The organism is Terriglobus roseus (assembly GCF_900102185.1).
In the GTDB taxonomy this organism is placed as follows: Bacteria; Acidobacteriota; Terriglobia; order Terriglobales; family Acidobacteriaceae; genus Terriglobus; species Terriglobus roseus_A.
This window is the reverse complement of the sequence record NZ_LT629690.1, coordinates 118,389-139,962: the sequence shown is the minus strand read 5'-3', so window position 1 is coordinate 139,962 and position 21,574 is coordinate 118,389. Positions and strand designations below refer to the sequence as shown.

The 21,574-nt window shown below is 58.2% G+C and carries 19 protein-coding genes; 15 read left to right on the top strand and 4 right to left on the bottom strand.

The genetic code is table 11. The features are described from left to right. Positions 1–118: 118 nt before the first annotated feature. Entirely contained in the window at positions 119–1,114 is a 996-nt protein-coding gene (locus tag BLT38_RS00700; protein WP_197674957.1) for an AraC family transcriptional regulator, read from the bottom strand. 121 nt (positions 1,115–1,235) lie between these two features. Between BLT38_RS00700 and BLT38_RS00695 the strand changes: the two genes are divergently transcribed. The 3 genes from BLT38_RS00695 (at position 1,236) to BLT38_RS00685 (ending at position 4,282) form a co-directional block, all read left to right on the top strand. Further along, positions 1,236–1,970 (top strand): SDR family NAD(P)-dependent oxidoreductase, encoded by a 735-nt coding sequence (locus tag BLT38_RS00695; protein ID WP_083343460.1) that lies wholly within the window; start codon positions 1,236–1,238, stop codon positions 1,968–1,970. Between the two features lie 211 nt (positions 1,971–2,181). Next, complete coding sequence (locus BLT38_RS00690; protein ID WP_083343459.1) at positions 2,182–2,934, top strand: SDR family oxidoreductase; 753 nt, start codon at positions 2,182–2,184, stop codon at positions 2,932–2,934. 91 nt (positions 2,935–3,025) lie between these two features. Then, positions 3,026–4,282, top strand: a complete 1,257-nt coding sequence (locus BLT38_RS00685) for a NupC/NupG family nucleoside CNT transporter (protein ID WP_083343458.1) — start codon at positions 3,026–3,028, stop codon at positions 4,280–4,282. Between the two features lie 70 nt (positions 4,283–4,352). On the opposite strand, the gene BLT38_RS00680 is transcribed toward BLT38_RS00685, so the two are convergent. The 3 genes from BLT38_RS00680 to BLT38_RS00670 all read right to left on the bottom strand — a co-directional run bounded on the left by BLT38_RS00680 (position 4,353) and on the right by BLT38_RS00670 (position 7,393). Beyond that, positions 4,353–5,237, bottom strand: a complete 885-nt coding sequence (locus BLT38_RS00680; protein ID WP_231966656.1) for a PP2C family protein-serine/threonine phosphatase — start codon at positions 5,235–5,237, stop codon at positions 4,353–4,355. Continuing rightward, positions 5,212–6,855: a M28 family peptidase gene (locus tag BLT38_RS00675; RefSeq protein WP_083343457.1), complete on the bottom strand. Its 1,644-nt coding sequence runs from the start codon at positions 6,853–6,855 to the stop codon at positions 5,212–5,214. Before BLT38_RS00675 ends, BLT38_RS00680 begins: the two co-directional genes overlap by 26 nt. A gap of 118 nt (positions 6,856–6,973) precedes the next feature. After that, entirely contained in the window at positions 6,974–7,393 is a 420-nt protein-coding gene (locus BLT38_RS00670) for a hypothetical protein (protein ID WP_083343456.1), read from the bottom strand. A 513-nt stretch (positions 7,394–7,906) separates the two neighbouring features. On the opposite strand from BLT38_RS00670, the gene rimO reads away from it, so the two are divergent. The 12 genes from rimO to BLT38_RS00610 all read left to right on the top strand — a co-directional run bounded on the left by rimO (position 7,907) and on the right by BLT38_RS00610 (position 21,570). Continuing rightward, a complete protein-coding gene (gene rimO, locus BLT38_RS00665) occupies positions 7,907–9,574 on the top strand; it encodes a 30S ribosomal protein S12 methylthiotransferase RimO (protein ID WP_083346838.1) in 1,668 nt (555 codons plus the stop codon). A 26-nt stretch (positions 9,575–9,600) separates the two neighbouring features. Further along, positions 9,601–10,062, top strand: coding sequence for a GyrI-like domain-containing protein (locus BLT38_RS00660; RefSeq protein WP_083343455.1), 462 nt, complete (start codon positions 9,601–9,603; stop codon positions 10,060–10,062). 25 nt (positions 10,063–10,087) lie between these two features. Next, a complete protein-coding gene (locus BLT38_RS00655) occupies positions 10,088–10,516 on the top strand; it encodes a DUF4760 domain-containing protein (RefSeq protein WP_083343454.1) in 429 nt (142 codons plus the stop codon). Positions 10,517–10,538: 22 nt separating this feature from the next. Continuing rightward, complete coding sequence (locus tag BLT38_RS00650; RefSeq protein WP_083343453.1) at positions 10,539–10,742, top strand: DNA gyrase inhibitor YacG; 204 nt, start codon at positions 10,539–10,541, stop codon at positions 10,740–10,742. Positions 10,743–10,753: 11 nt separating this feature from the next. Beyond that, entirely contained in the window at positions 10,754–11,323 is a 570-nt protein-coding gene (locus BLT38_RS00645; protein WP_419865781.1) for a phosphatidylglycerophosphatase A, read from the top strand. A 42-nt stretch (positions 11,324–11,365) separates the two neighbouring features. Continuing rightward, positions 11,366–12,409, top strand: a complete 1,044-nt coding sequence (locus BLT38_RS00640; protein WP_083343452.1) for an IPT/TIG domain-containing protein — start codon at positions 11,366–11,368, stop codon at positions 12,407–12,409. Position 12,410: 1 nt separating this feature from the next. After that, positions 12,411–13,682, top strand: a complete 1,272-nt coding sequence (locus tag BLT38_RS00635; RefSeq protein ID WP_331711391.1) for a competence/damage-inducible protein A — start codon at positions 12,411–12,413, stop codon at positions 13,680–13,682. 339 nt (positions 13,683–14,021) lie between these two features. Then, positions 14,022–14,657, top strand: coding sequence for a glycerol-3-phosphate 1-O-acyltransferase PlsY (plsY, locus tag BLT38_RS00630; protein ID WP_083343451.1), 636 nt, complete (start codon positions 14,022–14,024; stop codon positions 14,655–14,657). Continuing rightward, on the top strand, positions 14,654–15,646 hold the full coding sequence (locus tag BLT38_RS00625) for an NAD(P)H-dependent glycerol-3-phosphate dehydrogenase (protein ID WP_083343450.1): 993 nt from the start codon (positions 14,654–14,656) through the stop codon (positions 15,644–15,646). Before plsY ends, BLT38_RS00625 begins: the two co-directional genes overlap by 4 nt. A 211-nt stretch (positions 15,647–15,857) precedes the next feature. Continuing rightward, positions 15,858–17,459, top strand: a complete 1,602-nt coding sequence (locus tag BLT38_RS00620; RefSeq protein WP_083343449.1) for an OmpA family protein — start codon at positions 15,858–15,860, stop codon at positions 17,457–17,459. Positions 17,460–17,560: 101 nt separating this feature from the next. Continuing rightward, a complete protein-coding gene (locus BLT38_RS00615; protein ID WP_083343448.1) occupies positions 17,561–18,340 on the top strand; it encodes an SDR family NAD(P)-dependent oxidoreductase in 780 nt (259 codons plus the stop codon). Positions 18,341–18,390: 50 nt separating this feature from the next. Continuing rightward, positions 18,391–21,570, top strand: a complete 3,180-nt coding sequence (locus tag BLT38_RS00610) for a TonB-dependent receptor (protein ID WP_083343447.1) — start codon at positions 18,391–18,393, stop codon at positions 21,568–21,570. The last annotated feature ends 4 nt before the right edge of the window (positions 21,571–21,574 follow it).

Below are 21,574 nucleotides of genomic sequence, written 5' to 3'. Positions count from 1 at the left end.
TCCATGACGAAGAGTTACTCTACCAATACCCTCTGCAGCGCATGAGCTGTAGCCGCATTGCGCTCAGCGGAAAAATACTTCCATGGCATCTGCTCCCCGCCGAGTCAGAGTCTTCGCTTCAAAAATCTTCCGTCATCCCGGCATTTCTGTGATCTTCAAAACCACGTTTCAGGTACTCACCAGGATTGACCCCAACAACTCGCTTGAACGCCTTACTGAAAGCAGCGTCGGACTCGTAACCGACTAACCGAGCAACGTCTATGAGCTTCTTGTCACGCTGCTGGAGTAACTGCATCGCCTTTTGCATCCGCCACTCGGTTACGTATTCCATTGGTGTTTGTCCCAGCAGTTCTTTAAAGCGCACTGCGAATGCGGAGCGAGACATGCCCGCCGCTGCGGCCAGTGATTCAACCGTCCAGGCCGCACTCACACTGTCGTGAACGGCACTCAAAGCGACTCCCATTTGAGGATCGAAGATCGCGCGAAGCCATCCTTTGTTGCGTTGCTGCCCCAACGCGATATGCGCTCGTAACACCTGTATAAACAGAACCTCGGCCAGGCGCGTCGCGACGACCTCCGATCCCGGTGCCTGTACAGCCATTTCTGACGCAAGCGCCTGCACGGTGTTGTGAAGAGCAAGCGTGCGTTCCTCATCGGCCTTCATCAGAATGAAGCTCGGCAATAACTGGGTGATCGGCTTCAGGCTCGCGCGATCGAAACTCAAAGACCCACAGACGATAGTCGTGGGTGCGCCACCACCCCCACACTGAGCGACATTGCCGTTGGCCAAAGCCCCGATCTCGCGGAATGTCCACTTCGGGCGTGTTCGCGGGCTGTCGCGCAAAACGATCGAAGTCCCCTTGGCCACCAAGAAGCAATCACCACCACTAAGGGGAATTGGCTCTGCAATGCCTTCCACACTCAGCCAACAGCTGCCCCGCGAAAGCATGGCGAAGTGCGCCAAATCTGCGGGCGGCGTTTTCTTGCCGGAGGGCGTGACTTTTTCTTCGGACCGATTTTCCTGTTTCACGCCCCACGGAACTGTGGCTTCCAGCCTGTGCAGACCAAACGCGGTCACGTGCATCGTTTTGAAGATGTCCGTTATTGGGTCCAACATAACCTCCACAATTTGGACGAATAGACAAAATATTCGGATTCTTGGGCAGTTCTCGTCCACTTCCAAGGAAATCTACTCTGCTGTAGTGAATGCTACACATCTACCGAAGGGAGCAATTATGGGAAAACTGGAAGGTAAGGTCGCAGTCGTCACGGGGGGATCGAGTGGGCTGGCACTGGCGAGCGCCAAACGCTTCGTGGAAGAGGGTGCCTACGTTTTCATCACAGGCCGAAGGCAGGAACAGCTCGATGAGGCAGTCAGGCAGATTGGTCGAAACGTAACCGGCGTACGTGGTGACGCAGCCAATCTCAACGACCTTGATCGTCTGTTCGACATCGTCAAACGGGAAAAGGGAAAGATCGACGTCTTATTCGCGAGCGCTGGCCGGGGCGAGGCCCTGCCACTGGGCGAAATTACCGAACAGCACTTCGATGCGGCCTTCGGCCTGAACACGCGCGGAACGCTGTTTACAGTTCAGAAGGCATTGCCACTGTTTAACGACGGCGGATCGATCATCATGACCGGGTCAGTCGCTTCAGTAAAGGGCTTTCCCGGTTTCGGCGTGTATGCGGCAAGCAAGGCAGCACTGCGCTCCTTCGCACGCACATGGCTCAACGAATTGAAGGACAGGCATATCCGGGTGAACGTGCTGGGCCCCGGGCCAATCGCTACTCCGATGCAGGAAGAAGTGCTCACTCCTGAGGCGAAGCAGATGTTTGAATCCTTGATCCCTCGAGGAACAATGGGGCAACCTGAAGAAATCGCGACAGTAGCTCTGTTTCTTGCTTCAGACGATTCCAGCTTCGTGAATGGCGTGGAGCTGAATGTCGACGGCGGCTTCTCGGCTATCTGAAATCGGTGAATCTCGGTGAGTGCCTGATCGCAAGGCATTTACCGAGATTCATTGACAACCAAAGTCAGCGCACGTAGACGAGCGTATCCTTCGGTGCAGCAGGTTTTAAACAGTTCACCCAACAACTTCATGAATCCTTTTCAAAGCCACAGCAATCTATCCCGATGGATCATTTCGATGGTTGTCAAAATATCAAAAGGACGGAAACATCATGGGTAAGCTCGAAGGAAAGATCGCACTCGTCACCGGCGGCAACAGCGGCATCGGCCTCGCAACGGCAAAACGCTTCGTGGATGAAGGCGCCTACGTGTTCATCACCGGACGCCGTCAGAGCTCCCTGGATGAAGCCGTAAAGTTCATCGGCAAGAATGTCACCGCCGTACAGGGCGACGTCTCCAACCTCGACGACCTTGATCGTCTCTTCGCGCAGATCAAGTCCGAAAAGGGCAAGCTGGACGTCGTATTCGCCAACGCTGGTGGTGGCGAATTCATTCCGCTCGGCAGCTACACTGAAGAGCACTTCGACAAGACCTTCAACATCAACGTGAAAGGCCTCGTCTTCACCGTGCAGAAGGCGCTCCCGCTGCTGCCCGACGGCGCAACCATCGTGCTGAATGGCTCCATCGTCTCCATGAAGGGCTTTGAGAACTTCGGCGTCTACAACGCCACCAAGGCTGCCGTCCGCTCCTTCGCCCGCACCTGGACCAACGAACTGAAGGCACGCAAGATCCGCGTCAACGTCGTAAGCCCCGGCCCCATCGACACCCCCGCCATCAGCGGTCTCGTCGGCAACGACTCCGAGCAGGAGAAGGCGTTGAAGGCAGGTCTGGCAGCAGGCGTTCCTCTCGGCCGCATGGGCGAACCGGACGAACTCGCCAAGGCAGTCGTCTTCCTCGCCTCGGACGACAGCAGCTTCGTCGCCGGTGTGGAACTCTTCGTCGACGGCGGATTCGTGGCCGTATAAACAATCGGTGAAAAGCCGGAGGCGGTTTCCCCTTCGCCTCCGGTACACTCTTTCTGCAACGCACCTGATTTGCAGCAGAGGAGGGCCCGATTTGGCCCGCTTTACCGGACTCATTGGCCTAGTCGTTTTACTTGGCGTTGCCTACGCCCTCTCCACCGACCGCCGTGCCATCCGCTGGCGCACCGTCGCCTGGGGCCTCTCCCTGCAAGTCTTCTTCGCCTTCCTCGTCATCAAGTGGAGTTTCGGACAGCTCCTCCTCGCCAAAGGCGCAGGCGCAGTAGCCGGTCTCCTCGCGCATTCGGTCGACGGCTCATCAATGGTCTTCGGCAAACTCGGCGACCCCACCAGCCCCCTGCAAGTCTTCGCCTTCGCCGTTCTACCCACCATCATCTTCGTGTCAGCATTGTTCGCCGTGCTCTACCATCTCGGCATCATGCAGATCGTCATCCGCGGCATGGCATGGGTCATGCAGCGCACCATGGGCACCTCCGGCGCAGAATCAACGAACGTCGCGGCCTCCATCTTCATGGGCCAGACGGAAGCTCCGCTCACCATCCGCCCCTTCCTCAACAACGCCACCCGCTCTGAACTGATGACCATCATGACCAGCGGCATGGCGCACGTTTCCGGCGGCATCATGGCGGCGTACATCTCCTTCGGCATCCGCGCGCAGGACCTGCTCAGCGCCGTCATCATGACCGCGCCCGGCACCATCCTCATCGCAAAAATGCTCGTGCCGGAGACCGAAGTCCCGGAAACCCTGGGCACCGTCCACATCAAGAGCGAAGACGAACACAAGAACGAAAACCTCATCGGAGCCATCGCGCGCGGCACTATTGACGGCGGTCAACTCGCCTTCAACGTCGCCATCATGCTCATCAGCTTCCTCGCGCTCGTCGGCCTGCTCAACGGCATCCTCACCGGCATCCACAACCTCATCGGCGTGCACCAGGTCGGCGGACACAACGTCAGCTTCCCATCCACGCTGAACAGTATCCTCGGCTTCTTCTGCGCACCCATCGCGTGGCTCATCGGCATCCCGTGGCACGACGCGCCCATCGTCGGCAACCTCATCGGAACCCGCGCCGTACTCAACGAGTTCATCGCCTACACGCAGCTTGGCCAACTAGCCAACGCGCATCAGATCAGCACGCGCACGCTCGCCATCGCCACCTTCGCTCTCTGCGGTTTCGCAAACCTCGGTTCCGTAGGCATGCAGATCGGCGGCATCGGCGCGCTGATTCCCAACCGCCGCAACGAACTCGCCCGCCTCGGCATGCGAGCACTGCTCGCCGGCACCATCGCAAACCTGATGAGCGCCTCCATCGTCAGCATGTTGATCCGCTAAAAATCAAAGAGCACAAACAAAACGCCGCCGTGAGCCAATCAAGACTCACGGCGGCGTCTGTTTTAGACCTTTAAATCCGCACCAACACCACGGTGATGTTGTCCGACCCACCACACTCATTCGCCAGCGCAACCAACGCATTCGCGCACATCTGCAAATCAACACACTGATGTCCGTTGAGCACCTGGGCAATCGCTTCATCGTCCGCTTCGCGCGTCAGCCCATCCGAGCACAGCAAAAACAAATCGCCCGGCATAAGCGGCGACCGCACCACATCCGGATCCACATCCACATGCGAGCCCACAGCACGCGTAATGATGTTCCGCAGATGCGAGATTGAAGCCTCATCCACCGTCATCAACCCCGCACGCACCTGCTCGTCCACAAACGAGTGGTCATGCGTAAGTTGCTCCAACACACCATCGCGCAACCGATAGCAGCGCGAATCGCCCACATTCACAATCCACGCTTCACGCAGGTCGCGGCCAATCTCCATCCCCACCAGCGTCGTTCCCATGCCGCGCAGTGACATGTCCCTGTGCGACTCCATGAAGACAGCGTTATTCGCCTCCATGGCTGCCTTCTCCAACCGCCAGCGGGCAGATTGCGTATCGCGCCCCGCCCGAGCCTGTTCCAGAAACGCACGCGCCGCCAGTTGCGACGCCACTTCACCGCCCGCAGCGCCGCCCATGCCGTCGCACACCACGAACAGCCCCGCCATCTCATCGGCAGCGCAGGTGTCTTCGTTGTGCACACGACAGCGGCCAACATGAGTCAGCATTGCGTAGTCCACGTGTGGCCTCCGGCTCAATCCCGCAATCCAATCCCTGAGCATGCCGCTGGAGGTACCTTCCGTACTGTGATCCGCGGCAAAATGCTCTGCGTGCGGTGTGATGCTATTCAGACGAAATTCGTGATCTTGCTTTTGCCTACTGCCGTTTTCGAGCTGCTTCAAACTCGTCGCCCGGCAACCACTCCATGCGTTCCGGCTGACTCATCACAATCCATCCCAGCTCAAATCCAAAGCGGGCCATGTGCGCATTACCGGTGAAGTCCATCGAGTCTGAGTAAACATCCGCAGGCCTGTGATATTTGTTCTGCCCAAAATCACGCGACTGCTCGCGTCCCCACGCCTCGTCATGCCCCACAAACATGCCGCCCTGGCCCAGCGAAAACGCCGGAATACCCACTCTCGCAAGCGAGAAGTGATCGCTACGGTAGTACCCACCGCCCGCATCCACACCGCCCTTGCGTAGCGTCAGGTTGTCGTGCGCGGCCAACGCCTCCAGCAGCGGATAAGCAGTCGTTCTCTGCGCTCCACCGGCGCCCACTCCCGTCACATCGCCCAGCGGCAACAGCTCGTCATAGTTAATGTCCAGCGAAATATCCTTCGCCGGAACCGGCGGATGCATTCCCAGATACTGCGACCCCAGCAGCCCCTGCTCTTCCGCAGTCACCGCTGCAAAAATCACCGTCGATGGCGGCTGAATCTTCTTCTGCCCAAACGCCCTTGCCATCTCCATCACAATCGCAGTACCCGTCGCGTTATCCGCAGCGCCATGAAACACGGGATCGCCCTTACGCGTGCGATCAATACCGAAGTGGTCATAGTGCGCTGTGTACAGCACCGTGCGTCCCGGCTTCGCTCCCGTAATCTTGCCGACAACATTCGCTGACTCATACATGTGAACGTTCGTGATCACATGCGCCTTCAGCCGCACCGGCAACGGCTTCGCCACAAATCCGCGCTTGCCCGCCGCAGTAATCGCCTCATCCGCCGTCATCCCAGCCGTGGCAAACAACTTGTCCGCAACGTCATGCGTAATCCAGCTCGCAGCCTTCAGCTTCGTATCCGGATCATCCCGCAGATAGCTGTGTTCACCACTCCACGAGTTCTGCACCACCTGCCAACCATAGCTCGCCAAATCCGTGCGATGCACAATCAGGCAAGCCACCGCGCCATGCCGGCCAGCCTCTTCAAACTTGTACGTCCAACGGCCGTAGTAGGTCATGCTCTTGCCGTTGAAGAACTTCGGATCGTCGCTGGTGGGCTCGTTCACAATCACCACCACGACCTTGCCCTTCACATCCACGCCCTTGTAGTCGTCCCAGCCATACTCGGGCGCCACAATGCCATGCCCCACAAACACCAGCGGAGCATCAATTTCCGCAGTCGGTGTGTGCGTCTGGTTGTTCGCAACATAGTCCGTGCCAAAGGTCAGCTTCATCGGCTCACCCTTCTCCGGCACCAGCGCAAACGCCGTCGAAGGATCGGTCTTCACACCCACCATCGGCACCTGCTGGAAATACGTGCCATGATCACCGGCAGGCTCCAGCCCCGCCGCCTTGAACTGGGCAGCAATATATTGCGCAGCCTTCTCACCGCCGGGCTGCCCTGGCGCGCGACCCTCAAATTCATCGCTGGCCAGCGTCTTCACATGCTGCCGCAACCGCTCCGGATCAATTACCTTCTCTTCCTGCTGCGCTGCATCGGGCAGAGTCAGATTCGCCTGCGCCACCATTGGAGGAACCATCAACAAGGACGCAAAAACTACCGAAGAAGCAAGACGCATCAGGACTGGAACTCCGAGGGAAAGTGAAGGAATGATGACAAACGAAATCAGTGTATGCCAATCACCGCCCGCGAACGGCGTTTCTTTTTTATTGGCAATGCTGGTCCGTCAAAAAGCTTTATGGTTGGATCGCGCGATGCCGCCCATCCTTCGCAACCAGGTTCATCACAGGGTTCGCCGGTCCACGCTTGATGAGTTGTATGTAACCGGAATCCCCACCCAACACAAGCCCCGCACCATCTTCGGTCGTCGCAAGTTTTACGTTGGGCCCGTTCTGCGAAGTCAGCAACCGGAACAGCACCGTCTCTGGATATCCCTTGGTTCCATCCGGCATCTTGAAGTCGGGCTGCGCAGGCAGCACGCGCAACTCTGCGCGAGTACGTCCCTGCTCATCCACAATCTCCAAAGCATGCGCGCGAACAACCGGCGAGATAACCTCCGGCGCAGCAACAACGTTGGCTGCAGGACGCATCACCGAATAGCTAAGCATCGCCGCGTTTGCCAACGTAAGAGCAATCATCACGGGCTGAATCTTCATGGCAGTGTCTCCTCATTGGTTGAATGAGTCTTAAGAACACGGCGACGCCACACCGATCCCAACATTCAATGTCGCCGAAAGGCTTCCGTTAATCCGCCATCCTTCTCCTGGAGTTCTCGTCTGTCAATAAGAACGGAATGGATCGACCCACGCGACTCAGTATTTTCAACTCAGCTATAAGAGCCATCAATTGGCCGCTCTAGAACAAGCAGTTCCCTCCCTGAAAACCTGTCAAGCCCTAGTCCTCATAACCCAAACAATCCAAACCACTTCCCCATGCCGATAATTTCCCCAAAACCCGCTACAATAGAGGGTGACCATACAGGAGCACGCATAAGCCTTGGCGGGCGGCTGCTAACTCCAGCAGAATGACGATTTTGCGTGTAACCCCAATCGTATGACGATTTTAGGGAAACTCGCGCGCTAAGTCCTTCCGCATGACGATTTTAGAAATTTGAGGGGGGAGGGGGGTACCCCACCACTCACCCCGGCAGGGACACTCGCGTGCCAACCATCACCGAAGCAGAAATCAAAACGAACCTCAGCACCGACACCATCGAACGGCCAAAGATTGGCTTCGTCTCGCTCGGCTGCCCGAAGAACCTCGTCGACTCCGAGGTCATGATGGGCATGGTTCACCACGCAGGCGCGCAACTCACACCAGCCGCGGAAGACGCCGACATCATCGTCGTCAACACCTGCTCCTTCATCGACTCCGCCAAGCAGGAGAGCGTAAACACCATCCTCGAGATGGTGCAGCACAAGACCGAAGGCCGCGCCAAGCGCCTCATCGTCACCGGCTGCCTCGTCGAGCGCTACCGCGACGAGATCCAGAAGAACATCCCCGAAGTCGACGCTGTCCTCGGCACAGGCGAACTGGACGACATCCTCGCCGCAGCAGGCCTGCACCCAAAGCCCGTCCCGAACAACAGCCCGTTCAACATCCTCACCTCCGCGAACGCACCGGTTCACACGCACGCGCACACCGAACTCGGTGGAGCAGCCGCGCTTGAGGTGGAAGTAGCCGAAGGCAATCTCTCTCCCGCAACCATCGCGGAGAGCAGCCTCATCGACCGCGCATCCAGCGCCGTGCGCAAGCACAGCCAGCTTGAAGTCCCCGAACAGACCTCGCGCCCCGAAGGCGACCTCCGCGAGAAGCAGGGCCGCTTCGCGCGCACCGATTGGGATGGCGCAACCGCCGAGCTGCCCAGCTATCTCTACTCCGACGAGACGCCGCGCATCCTCAGCACACCGCGCGCTTCGGCATACATCAAGATCGCCGAAGGCTGCGATCATCCCTGCGGCTTCTGCATCATCCCGCAGCTCCGCGGCAAGTTCCGCTCGCGCCGCATCTCCTCCATCCTCAACGAGGCAGAGAACCTGGTGAAGCAGGGTGTCCGCGAGATCACCCTCATCGGTCAGGACACCACCTGCTACGGCGAAGACCTCGGCATGAAGGACGGCCTCGCCATGCTGCTCGAAGCCCTCGCCACACTGGAAGTAGAAGGCATCGGCAAGATCCACTGGCTGCGCTTCCTCTACGCCTATCCGAACAAGGTCACCACCAAGCTGCTGGAGACCATCGCGGCGCACGACAACATTGCCAAGTACCTCGATGTACCGTTGCAGCACGCCTCACCAACCGTCCTGAAGCGTATGAAGCGTGGCGGCAGCGGCGACATCTTCCTCCGCATGCTCGACAAGGCCCGCAGCATCGTCCCGGACATCGCCATCCGTACCAGCTTCATCGTCGGCTTCCCCGGCGAAACGGACGAGGAGTTCGCCGAACTGGAGACCTTCATCAAGGCCGCCAAGATCGACTGGCTCGGTGTCTTCTCCTACTCGGACGAGGAAGGCTCACCAGCCTTCGACCTCGGCGACAAGGTGCCAAAGCGCACCATCGAGTCACGCCGCCGCAAGCTGATGCGCACCCAGCTCAAGCTCAGCGCCAAAGCCCGCGCCGCACAGGTTGGCAAGGTAGTGGAAGTACTCGTGGAAGGCCCCAGCGAGGAGACCGAACTCCTATGGCAGGCCCGTACCCTCCAGCAAGCCCCGGAGATCGACGGCCACGTCCTACTGAACGACTTCGGCCCCCACGAAGCCCTCCTACCCGGCACCTTCTACCAGGCCGAGATCACTGAAGCCCACGACTACGACGTGGTCGCAAGGATTCTCGACTAGGCAAACGCCCGCGCAAAGGACAACCGATGATGCAACCCGAGTTCCGCCACATCGACACGATCCTCCTCGCAGGCACCATGGTCATCTACGAAGGACAGCAGGACGCAACCGAGCGCATCCCATCACAGTGGGCAGAACTCATGTCGCGTCCAGTCCCGGAACTCCACTCGGCAACGCACGTCTACGGCGCATCGCCCTGCACCGCTGATGGCAAGCTCCACTACTTCACGGGCATTGCAGTCCCCAGCTACGAAGGCGTGAACTCGCCTGCCCGCATCACTATCGAAGCCGGCGAATACGCCATCTTCACCGTGCATGACATCGCCACACTTCGCGACACATGGATCTGGGCTCTACGCGAGTGGCTACCTCAATCTGGCCGCCGCGAACGCAACGTCCCGGAGTTCGAGCGGTTCACGGCACCGTACAATCCACTCAGGGCCAGCGGACCGATCCAGATCGGCATCCCGTTAGAGCCGAGTGAATAGCACTGGAAGAAGGATCATACAGACAATGGCAACACCCGCAGATGCAGATATCGTCCTCAAGCTCTACGAGCTCCGCCGCGAAGAGGTCATGCGCAAGGCGCGCAATTACGTCGGTATGGAGTTCTGGCCCGCAAGCGTGGATGAATTCCGCGAGATCCACAAACCCACGAACCCCAACAACGTCTACTGGCGTCAGGTAATCACCTTCTGGGAAATGGCTGCTCAGCTACCGCTGCACGGCGCGGTCGACTCTGACCTCTTCCTCGCCACACAGGGTGAAGCACTCTTCATCCGCGCCAAGTTCGCGGATATCTCCGAGGAAGCTACCGGAAACACCTTCATGCCCAACACCAAGAAGCTGGTCGACGGCAGTGAGAAGGCACAAGCACAGTTTGAGGCCGTGAAGAAGCAGCTCGCCGCACGCCGCGCACAGGTCGTCGCAGCCAAGGCATAACCAGCAGCATCCAATAACTGTTATGGCTACCAAAGTACTCCGCTGTCCCACATGTCGAACACTGATCACCGAGAAGAGTGATGACTTCCCCTTCTGCAGTGATCGTTGCCGCCGCATCGACCTCGGTAAGTGGGCCAGCGGAGACTACAAGATCACCTCACCCATCCTTGACCCCGACCTACTGGAAGACCTGGAGCGCGAGCAGCAGCGCAAGTACGAGAACTAAGCGTGGCTGAGATTCCCGACGCACAACACGACACCATCACCCGCGACGAGGTGCTTCCCGCCGAACACCTTCCCGGCGTGAAGCGTACCCGTTGGGCATGGATCGTGGGCACCTTCTTCGGCGCAGGCTTCCTCAAGCCCGGCCCCGGAACATACGGTTCCGTCGCCGCAGTCATCGTGTGGTTCGTGGTGGCGCGCCACGTACCGTTCCACTGGCTACCGCTCATCACCCTGATCATGGCCGCAACAGCCACGGCCGTTGGCATTCCTGCAGCGACCCGCGTAGCCCGCGAGAGCGGCCGCAAAGACCCACAGATCGTAGTCATCGACGAGGTTGCGGGGCAGTGGCTGACACTGGTCTTCTGCCTGCCTTCTATGCCGTTCGCACTGCTGGGACTGCTCTGCTTCCGGGTGTTCGACATCCTCAAGCCACCGCCAGTACGCCGCCTGGAACGACTCCCCGAAGGCACAGGCATCGTGGTGGACGACCTGGCCGCTGGTGTCTACGGCCTCATTGTGCAGACACTCCTGCAGCAGGGCTTCATCATCTACCACCTCATCCAGAGCGCACCCAAACACTAGCAACGTTGCAAGTGCCACCATCGCGGCATACCCTGAAGAGTGATGACGCTGCTCTCCCATCTCCGCGGCCACGCCGACCCCAACGCACCGCACCTTGACCGGATAACCCCCGCCGCAGCGATGCCGGACGGCGTAGTGGACCTATACGGCGCACACCTCGCCGACGCCACGCGCCCGAACATCACCATAGGCGATAGCGCTGCTCCACTTACCTATACCTCCCCATCGCGCGTAAGCTTCCGCGTCCCCGACGGTTCTATCTCCGGCGATGTCGTTGTGCGCATCCACGATCACCACAGCAATCCTCTACCGCTGAATGTGGCTGTACCGATCGCGGATAACCTGCATCCCATCGCCAACCCTGCCGTGGACAGCGAGGGCAATATCTTCGCCACCTTCTCCGGCACGCGTGGGCAGGATGTACCCGTCTCCATCTTCCGTATCGACCGCGACTACCAGATGCGCCCTTTCGTGCGGGGCCTGCAGAACGCCAGCGCACTTGCCTTTGGCCCTAACGGGCATCTGTACTGCTCCTCACGTTCGGAGGGCACGGTCTACCGCATCAACCCTGACGGCGCATCGGTGCAGTTCGCCGAGGGCATGGGCATTGCTACAGGACTGGCCTTCGACGACAGCGGCAGCCTCTACGTTGGTGACCGCAGCGGCACCATCTTCAAGCTGGATACGCAGGGCAACGTGTTCGTGTTCGCCACGCTGGAGCCATCCGTATCGGCCTACCATCTGGCGTTCCTGGGCAATGGGACGTTGCTGGTCACGGGACCGACCACGAGTAGCAACGAGGCGACCCATGCCATCTCACCGGATGGTGAGGTGAGTGTGTGGTATCGCGGTCTGGGACGTCCGCAAGGTATGGCCGTGGATACGCAGGACAACGTGTACGTCGCCGCGTCGCTGCATGGTGAACGCGGCATCATCCGCATCACACCAGAGAAGGAAGCATCGCTTGTACTGAGTGGTGCAGGTCTTGTTGGACTGGCGTTCACTGAGGCAGGCGAAGCGGTGTTGGCGACCAACAGTGCTCTGTACACCGTGGACCTTGGAGTGGAAGGACGGTTGAACCGTTAACATGGCCACCGACCCGACACCCAGCATGATTGCGGAGATTATTGCCGTGGGCAGCGAGATGCTCACGCCTTACCGACAGGACACCAACTCGCTTGCCATGACTGCGGAGCTGAATAAGCTTGGCGTCACCGTTGCGTTCAAGACCATCCTTGGCGATACCTTCCAGCATCTGGTGGATGCGGCTAAGATCGCGCTTACGCGTGCGGACATTGTGCTGTTCTCCGGTGGTCTTGGACCGACTGAGGACGACCTTACGCGTGAAGCTGTCGCGTCTGCGCTTGGTGTTGGCATGACGCGCAACGAGACCGTTGTGGAAGGACTGAAGCAGCGATTCGCCAAGCGCGGCCTTGTGATTCAGGAGATCAACTTCAAACAGGCTGATGTGATCGATGGGGCTAAGTTGTTGCCTAACCCCAACGGTACGGCACCGGGTCAGTGGATGGCTACGGAGTATGGGGGGAAGCCGCGGTATATTGCGCTGCTGCCGGGACCGCCTAAGGAGCTGCTGCCCATGTTTGTGGAGCAGGTGCGTCCGCGGTTGCAGCAGGTTATTCCGCGGTTGCACATTGCGTATCGTTGGCTGCGCATGGCTGTGGTGCCTGAGAGTGAAGTGGATGCACGCACTTCGCCTATCTACCTTTCGTATCCCGATGTGAGCACGACCATTCTGAGTACGGGCGGCGAGATCCAACTGCACTTCCTGTGTGCCAAGCCCACGCTGGAAGAGGCGCAGGAGCGCGTGGACGAGGTGCTGTCCAAGTGCGAGCACGAGATGATGGACTCCGTCTTCTCTGCCGACGGCGAGTCGCTGGAGCAGGTGGTTCTGCTCATGCTGGGCATGCGTCACCTGACGCTGTCCACGGCGGAGAGCTGCACTGGCGGACTGATTGCGGAACGGCTCACTGCTGTTTCCGGATCATCACGCTCATTCCTTGGTGGCGCAGTTGTCTACTCCGATGAGTTGAAGGCGCTGTTTGCCGATGTGCCGAAGGAGCTGATCCAGAAGCATGGTGCAGTGAGTGATCCTGTGGCGAGGGCGATGGCAGAAGGCATTCGCGCGCGTATTGGGTCTGACCTGGCGATTGGTGTTACCGGTATCGCTGGACCTGGAGGAGCGACGTTGAACAAGCCTGTTGGCCGTGTCTACATTGCGCTTGCCGATGCGGAAGGTACGCAGGTTCGTGAGTTAAACCTGAGCGGCGACCGTGAGCGCGTCCGCTGGTTTGCGTCGCAATATGCGCTGGTGATGTTGCGGCAGAAATTGCTTTCGTAAGGGGGTACCCCCTCCCCTGTTTTTCTAAAATCGTCTTTCTAAAGGGGTTGCGGTAGCGATGTCTCTAAAATCGTCAGCCCATTAGGTTTAGAGGCAAAATCGTCTTTCTAAAGGACTTAACTTGACGCGCCTGGGGCAAGAGGCCGGCGCGGGTAGTTCCTTACTTCAATTGTAGTGAGTTGAAGGAAATAACCTGCCAACTCTATTTCTTTTGGTTTGTTGGGTTTGAAGGGGTTAGGGGCTTGGACAGGTTTTTCATTCGAAAGGGAATAACGCGGGGTGCCGCTGCCCTGTGGAACCGTCTGTTCGTGGGCCCGGCTTGCTACACTCTACCGAGTCATGACACCGACCCTGATCTGGATCATTACGTTGCTGGTTGCCTATCTGTTGGGGTCGATCCCGACGGGCTACCTGCTTGTCCGCTTCTTCAAGAATGAAGATGTTCGCGCTACCGGGTCCGGCAATATTGGCGCGACGAACGTGGCGCGGTCGGGCGGCAAGGGACTGGGCATTGCGACGCTGGTGCTGGATGCACTGAAGGGTTTCGTTGCCGTTGCATTCGCATGGCACATGGCACAACGCCTTGGATTTCCGAGCGGCTATGATCTGGAAGCGATGGCGGGCTTGTTCGCCGTGCTGGGTCACATGTACACAGTGTGGCTTGGCTTCAAGGGCGGCAAGGGCGTTGCCACGGCGTTGGGCGTGTTCCTTTACCTGATGCCGCTGACAACGTTGTTTGCGGTGGTGATCTTCGCCATCATCTTCGCGCTGACGAAGTATGTGTCGCTTGCCTCCATCATCTCTGCCGCGGCGCTCGCAGTGCTTTGCATCTTCTTCGACAGACGGCACCAGCTCATTGTGGACCTTGTCTACATTGCGATTCCGTTGCTGGTCATTGTGAAACATCACGCGAATATCTCGCGTCTGCTGAACCGCACCGAACCCAAATTCGGAGCAAAGAAAAAGGAAGCATGAGCAGGATTGCAATTCTGGGAGCGGGTGCGTGGGGTACTGCGCTGGCCCTGTCGTTGGCGCGCCAAAAGAAGCATGAGCTGACACTGTGGGCGCATACGCCCGCGCATGTGGATGCAATGATTGCAACACGCGAGAACAAGCAGTTTCTTCCGGGCTATGCTCTGCCGGAAGATCTTCGCATCTCCAAGGACCTGCTGCTGACTGCTCAAGAGCATGACGTACTGCTCTGCGTTACCCCTTCAGAATTTGTGGGCGATACGGTGCGCGCCATGGAACCCGTGCTGCGTGAGAATCAGATCTTTGTCTCCGCATCGAAGGGACTGGAGAACGCAACGTTTCTGCGTATGAGTGAAGTAGTTGCTGCTACATCGCCTGTGCGCTTTGCCACGCTTGGCGGGCCTTCGTTTGCGAAGGAAGTTGCAGCAGCGTTGCCGACGGCGATCGTACTTGCGTCGACAGACACGGAAGCTGCGCAGCAACTGCAACGCGATTTCTCATCCGACTCTCTTCGCGTTTACGTGAACGATGATGTCACTGGTGTTGAGCTTGGCGGCGCATTGAAGAACGTGATCGCACTTGCTGCTGGTGTGGTGGCAGGACTTGAGCTTGGCAGCAATGCAGCCGCTGCTCTGATTACACGCGGCATGGCAGAGATGACGCGACTCGCCGTTGCATCCGGAGCGAAGCCAGAAACCATGGCGGGCCTTGCAGGCTACGGCGATCTTGTTCTGACCTGCACGGGTTCGCTTTCCAGAAATCGCACCGTGGGTGTGGAGCTTGGCAAGGGCAAGAAACTGCCCGAGATCATTGCGGGATTGAACGGCAAGGTTGCAGAAGGCGTGCGTTGCACAGGTGCGACACTGGGCCTGGCTGCGCGTCTGGGTATCGAGATGCCCATCACTCGCGAGATGCATGCCATCCTGCATGAAGGCCGTTCGCCGCAGGAAGCGATTCGCATCCTGATGACCCGCCCCGGTAAGAGTGAATAAATTTTCGAACGATCAAAATACCAGCGCCAGATAACGACTTTCTAAGTCATGGGCAACCATGACTTAGAAATTATCGTCGCGTGCGACTTATACTTTTCCGCATTTTTCGGGCCACTTAGAACTTATCCTCTGCATCTTTCCATGCCAAGAAGCGGAACGAATGCCTGTTGTTGACTACACGCGACGGCTACACCGCTCTCAGAGGAGAATCATGAAACGCGACGGATATAAATCGGTGCGGGTTGGCGCAGTTGCTATTCTTTCCAGTGTTCTGGCGTGCGGCGTGTTCGCACACGCACAAGAGTTGAATCCCACGGCGGACCCGCAGACAGCGCGCACGGGTATTCAAAATGGCGGACGTCCTGTGGGCGAGTTGAATGGACAGCCGCTGTATCGCGTGAACGTGGTGAAGCGCAATCTGGACGCGGTGAATTACAAGCACCGCAGCGGCGATACCAAACTGGACATGAATGGTACGGCCCTGTTGGCAGGCGCCAAGGGCGATGCGAAGGTGAACAGCGACAAGGGTCGCATCACCGTCGATCTGGACGTAGACCATCTGCCGCCAGCCAATGGTTTTGGCCCCGAATACCTGACCTATGTTTTGTGGGCAATTACTCCTGATGGTGCTCCGACTAACTTAGGTGAAGTACTTCCCGCCGGTGGCAGCCAGCGCGTGAAGATGAATGTTACTGTTCCGCTGCAATCGTTTGGTTTGATCATCACCGCTGAACCTTACTTTGCTGTAAAGGTTCCGAGCGATGTGGTTGTGATGGAGAACCACGTGATCGAAGGCAAGACCAACGGTGTGATTGAACACGTGGATGCCCACTACACGTTGCTGCCAAAGGGTCTGTATGCGCAGACGGATGGCGCGAAGACTGTGTTCCGTCCGATTACGCGTGATGAGCACAGCCCGCTGGAACTGTACGAAGCACATAACGCTTATCAAATTGCCATGCTGGCTGGAGCGGATAAGTATGCGTCAGACATCATGGCGCAGGTAAAGACGAATCTGGACAACGCGGATGCCATGGATATGAACAAGCATCGCGATGAAAAGATGGAAATCACGATGGCTCGCGAGGCGGTGCAGCGTTCAGAAGATGCTCGTATCTCAACATTGCGTAAGAAGGAAACCGAACGTCAGATTGCTGAAGTGAATGCGCGCAAGGATGCGCAGGCACAGGCTGCTGCAGCACAACTGGCAGCGCAGCAACAGGCGCTGGACGCAGAACGTGCGCGTGCATCGGCAGACCGCGCAGCCGCGGAACGCGCTCGTGCTGAAGCCAATGCAGCCAATGCTGATGCAGCCGCTGCAGCAGCAAAGGCACAAGCTGATGCTGCTCGGCAGGACGTGGTGGCGATGCGTGAAAAGCTGCGGGCACAGTTGAACGCAGTGCTGGCAACGCAGGAAACGGCGCGTGGCCTGGTTGTAACTCTGGGTGACGTATTGTTCGACACGGGCAAGAGCTCGTTGAAGCAGAATGCGCAGATTTCGTTGGCGAAGGTGTCCGCGATTCTGCAGCAATATCCTGATCTGAAACTGCAGATTGAGGGTTACACCGACGCGATTGGTGGCGATGCCTACAACCTGAAGTTGAGTGAGGATCGTGCGAATTCCACGCAAGCGTTCCTGGTGAACAATGGCGTGAGCCCGACGAATGTGTCCTCGCTTGGATTTGGTAAGTCAAATCCTGTTGCGGACAATGGAACCTCTTCGGGTCGCGCGCAGAATCGCCGCGTGGAGATGGTGGTTTCAGGACCTTCTATTGGCGTGAAGACGCAGGCGGAACCAACGGTCGGTCAGTAAGAAACAAGGTTGTTGGAGGAAGGAAAGGGCTGCGTGAAAGCGCAGCCTTTTTCTTTTGCGCGCAATGACATATGCCGGAGCGGTCTGGTCTACTGATACCTATGGGAATCAGCATTCGCGATCGCATTGCATTTGTTACGGGCGCCAGCGCGGGCATTGGGAAATCAACAGCACTGGCATTGGCAAAAGAAGGCGCAAAGCTGTTGCTGTGTTCGCGCTCCACGGATGCGTTGGACGCGATGCGTGACGAGCTTTTGCAGGCCGGTGCGTCTACGGTGCATACGTTTGCGCTGGATGTGCGGGATCGTGCTGCTGTTGCCGATGCGATTGCAAATCTTCCCGAGGAATGGCGTGCGGTGGACATCCTGGTGAATAACGCTGGGCTGGCTCGTGGCATGGACAAGTTTTATCTGGACGACATCGACAACTGGGAAGAGATGATCGACACCAACACCAAGGGCTTGCTGTATGTGACGCGTGCGATTCTGCCGGGTATGGTGGCGCGTAATCGTGGCCATGTGGTGAATCTTGGCTCGACGGCTGGATGGACCGCTTACGCCGGTGGCAGCGTGTATTGCGCGACCAAGGCGGCAGAGAAGATTTTGTCAGAGGGCATCCGCATTGACCTGATGGGGACTGCGGTGCGCGTGACCAGCGTTGACCCCGGCATGGTGGAGACGCGATTCAGCGAAGTTCGCTTTGGCGGCGATAAAGAGCGTGCGGCCAAAGTGTATGCCAACACCACGCCGCTGTCGCCGGACGACGTGGCGGATGCGATTGTGTGGGCGGTTACGCGGCCTGCGCACGTGAATGTCTCGTCTTTGTTGCTGACGTCCATTGACCAGGCGAATGCCGTGACAATTCACCGTCGGAATCCGTAGCATAATTGCGCGAGTCCTTTCGGGCTCCACTACCGTCCAATCGGCATACCATGCGCTTGTTTAGCAATGAGAGATTTCTGCCCGCCCGTGCGCGTGGCTTGAGCGCGCCTGCGATGGCGCTTGCCTGCGTTCTGCTGCCCGGCGTTGCCATGGCTCAGGGCGCGAATGCTTCGCTGTCTGGCATTGTTCATGACCAGTCGGGGGCTGTTGTTCCCGGAGCGCATGTGACGCTGACCGATGCCAATCGCGGCACGGTGCGTACGGTGGATAGCAATAGCACCGGCGTTTATGTGATTCCGCAGATTGCACCGGGCGATTATGTGGTGCAGATTACGTCCGCGGGCTTTGCGCCGACGGAACAGAAGCTGACGTTGACCGTGGGTCAGCATGCCGCGCTGGATGCTGCGCTGCGTGTGGAAGCTTCTGCCAGCGTGCAGGTGCAGGCTGCGCCTGAGACCGAGATTGAGCGCGAGGATGCGTCGCTGTCGACGGTGACTGGGCCGCGTGCGATTCGTGAACTGCCGCTGAATGGTCGCGATGTTACGCAGCTTGCGTATCTGTCGCCGGGCGTGGTGATGTCTCGGCGATTGAATCCGGATTCGCAGGGGTTGGGTAAGCAGATCAGCATTTCTGGGCGTCGCACCAACCAGGTGGCGTTCCTACTGGATGGCACCGATGTAAACGACGCGTACAACAACACGCCGGGCGGAGCGAGCGGCACGATCCTGGGTGTGGATTCGGTGGGGCAGTTCCGCGTGCTGGTGAGTGGCTATGGCGCGGAGTTTGGGCGCACCGGCGGCGGCGTGATTGACGAGATTACTCGCAGTGGAACGTCGCAGCTTCATGGCAGTGCGTTTGAATTTGCTCGTAACTCTGCGATGGATGCGAAGAATTATTTTGACTCGGCTTCGTTGCCTATCCCGGCTTTCAGTCGCAATCAGTTTGGTGGATCGCTGGGCGGTCCGATCTCAAAGCGTGATTTTTATTTTGGCAACTATGAGGGTCTGCGGCAGAGCCTTGGCGTAACCACAAGCGCGCTGGTGCCGAATGCGACGGCGCGTGCGACTGCTGTGGCCAGTGTTCAGCCGTTCCTTACGATCATCCCTTCGCCTAATAGCACTCTGTTCAACGATGGCACGGGGTATTTCAAGACCACGAACACGAATAAGACCACGGAAGATTTTTTCGTGCTGCGGTACGACCATCAGCACTCGGAACGGACAAGCTGGTTTGCGCGTTATCAGTTCGATAACGCTAATGCGTACACGCCGGATTCGCTGCAGATTTCGCAGGCGCATAATCGTTCGCGCACGCAGTACCTGACGGCCCAGACGACGCACAGCTTCAATGACCACCTGGTGAACGAAGCGCGTGTTGCTTACAACCGGTCGTACTACACGCTGGAATACACGCTGATTAAGGACATTCCTGATTCGTTGTCCTTCGTGCCGGGAAGGCCTTTTGGTTCCATCAGTGTGACCGGCCTGGCGATGATTGGCCCCATGCGCTTTGGTCCGAATGTGAACCAACTGAACCTGTTTCAGGGTGCGGACGATCTGACGTGGACGATTGGCCGCCATACGCTGTCGTTTGGTGTCGATGAGCAGCAGATCATCTTCCCGCAGGAAGCGGCGCAGAGCCAGAACGGCTTCTATCAGTTCACGTCTGTTGCGAATTTCATGGCGGGAACGGCTTCCAGCGTTGAAGTGGCTTTGCCGAATTCGAATCCGCAACGCAACTGGCGGCAGCACATGGATGCGGCGTACATAAGCGATACGTGGCGTGCAAACGATGCACTTACGCTGACCGGCGGCATCCGTTATGAACACACCAGCGTGCCGCAGGAAGAGAATGGCTTGCAGGCCACGGTGCGCGATGTGCTGCACGATACGGCAGACACCATCGGCCCCATGTACACCGATCCGTCGAAGTTGAACTTCGCGCCGCGTGTTGGTTTTGCTTACGTGCCGGGAGAGAAGAACACCAGCATTCGTGGTGCGTTCGGCGTGTACTTTGATCCGTTGTGGACAGATTTCTATCTGAACGCGGGCAGCCGTCAGCCTCCATTCTTCACGGTAGGCACGGTGTCGCCACCCACGTTTCCGCATGCGAACATCACGGCGTCCAACCTCAAGCTGGGGCGCATCGACGTGGTGCAGTACAACCCTGCAGCGCCTTACGTGATGCAGTGGAATCTGAGCATGCAGCAACAACTGCATCGTGGAATTTCATTCACGCTGGCTTACGACGCCAATCGCGGCGTGCACGATCAACGCATTGTGGATGAGAACCAGTCGCTGCCGACCTACGTAAATGGGCGCAAGTTCTTCCCTGTTGGCACTCCGGTACGCAATCCGAACTTCACCGCCATTCGCTATAAGGAGACCAACGGCCTCTCCAGCTACAACGCATTGCAAGCAGTGTTGGCGTGGCAGTGGCGCGACATTCTGCAGTTACGCTCGACATACATCTGGGGCAAGAGCCTGGACACCAGTTCGCTGGTAACAGCGCAGGGTTCTGAAAACGATGTGCCGCAGGATCCGGATTCGTTGGCTGCGGAGAAGGGTCTGAGCAACTACGATCTGCGCAATTACTCGTCTACGTTCCTGACGGCGAACCTGCCGCGCTTCTTCCGTGGGCCACGTGCGATTGCAGAGGGATGGCAGTTCAACGCCATTGGCATCCTCGCCTCCGGTGCGCCGTTCTCTGCACTGATCAGCTATGACAGCGCAGGCGCAAACTTTGGAACTGGCCCTTCGCCACTGCGGCCAGACCTGGTGCCCGGTCGCAGCTCCAACCCAGTAAAGGGTGGCCCGGTCCAATATTTCGATCCGAGTGCGTTCGCTATAGCGCCCACAAACTATGGATTGAAGCCCTCAGGATCTTATGGAAACCTGGGAAGAAATACGCTGATTGGTCCCGGACTGGTGTCGTTTGACGCAGCGCTTGCGAAGAATTTCTCCTTCGGTACTCGCGCCCGACTGCAACTTCGCGCGGAGGTCTTCAATCTGCCGAATCGGCCTAACTTCGGCATTCCGAGTCAGCGCAATGTGTTCACCAGTACGCCCACTTCAGCAGCGACAAACATGAGTACCTGTCTCAATGCGACGCCGACAACGACAAGGATCATCGGTGCTCCGTGCGAGATTCCCATGGCCAGCGCCGGTACCATTACGACAACGCTCACGCCGAGTCGCCAAATTCAATTGGGTGCGCGTTTCGATTTCTAAACAG

Coding starts and splice junctions, on each gene's coding strand:
- BLT38_RS00615 (WP_083343448.1), top strand. CDS start 17,561: ATGGGAATCAGCATTCGCGATCGCATTGCATTTGTTACGGGCGCCAGC.
- BLT38_RS00640 (WP_083343452.1), top strand. CDS start 11,366: ATGACGCTGCTCTCCCATCTCCGCGGCCACGCCGACCCCAACGCACCG.
- BLT38_RS00695 (WP_083343460.1), top strand. CDS start 1,236: ATGGGAAAACTGGAAGGTAAGGTCGCAGTCGTCACGGGGGGATCGAGT.
- BLT38_RS00635 (WP_331711391.1), top strand. CDS start 12,411: ATGGCCACCGACCCGACACCCAGCATGATTGCGGAGATTATTGCCGTG.
- BLT38_RS00610 (WP_083343447.1), top strand. CDS start 18,391: ATGCGCTTGTTTAGCAATGAGAGATTTCTGCCCGCCCGTGCGCGTGGC.
- BLT38_RS00675 (WP_083343457.1), bottom strand. CDS start 6,855: ATGCGTCTTGCTTCTTCGGTAGTTTTTGCGTCCTTGTTGATGGTTCCT.
- BLT38_RS00625 (WP_083343450.1), top strand. CDS start 14,654: ATGAGCAGGATTGCAATTCTGGGAGCGGGTGCGTGGGGTACTGCGCTG.
- BLT38_RS00650 (WP_083343453.1), top strand. CDS start 10,539: ATGGCTACCAAAGTACTCCGCTGTCCCACATGTCGAACACTGATCACC.
- BLT38_RS00670 (WP_083343456.1), bottom strand. CDS start 7,393: ATGAAGATTCAGCCCGTGATGATTGCTCTTACGTTGGCAAACGCGGCG.
- BLT38_RS00620 (WP_083343449.1), top strand. CDS start 15,858: ATGAAACGCGACGGATATAAATCGGTGCGGGTTGGCGCAGTTGCTATT.
- BLT38_RS00660 (WP_083343455.1), top strand. CDS start 9,601: ATGATGCAACCCGAGTTCCGCCACATCGACACGATCCTCCTCGCAGGC.
- BLT38_RS00655 (WP_083343454.1), top strand. CDS start 10,088: ATGGCAACACCCGCAGATGCAGATATCGTCCTCAAGCTCTACGAGCTC.
- BLT38_RS00690 (WP_083343459.1), top strand. CDS start 2,182: ATGGGTAAGCTCGAAGGAAAGATCGCACTCGTCACCGGCGGCAACAGC.
- plsY (WP_083343451.1), top strand. CDS start 14,022: ATGACACCGACCCTGATCTGGATCATTACGTTGCTGGTTGCCTATCTG.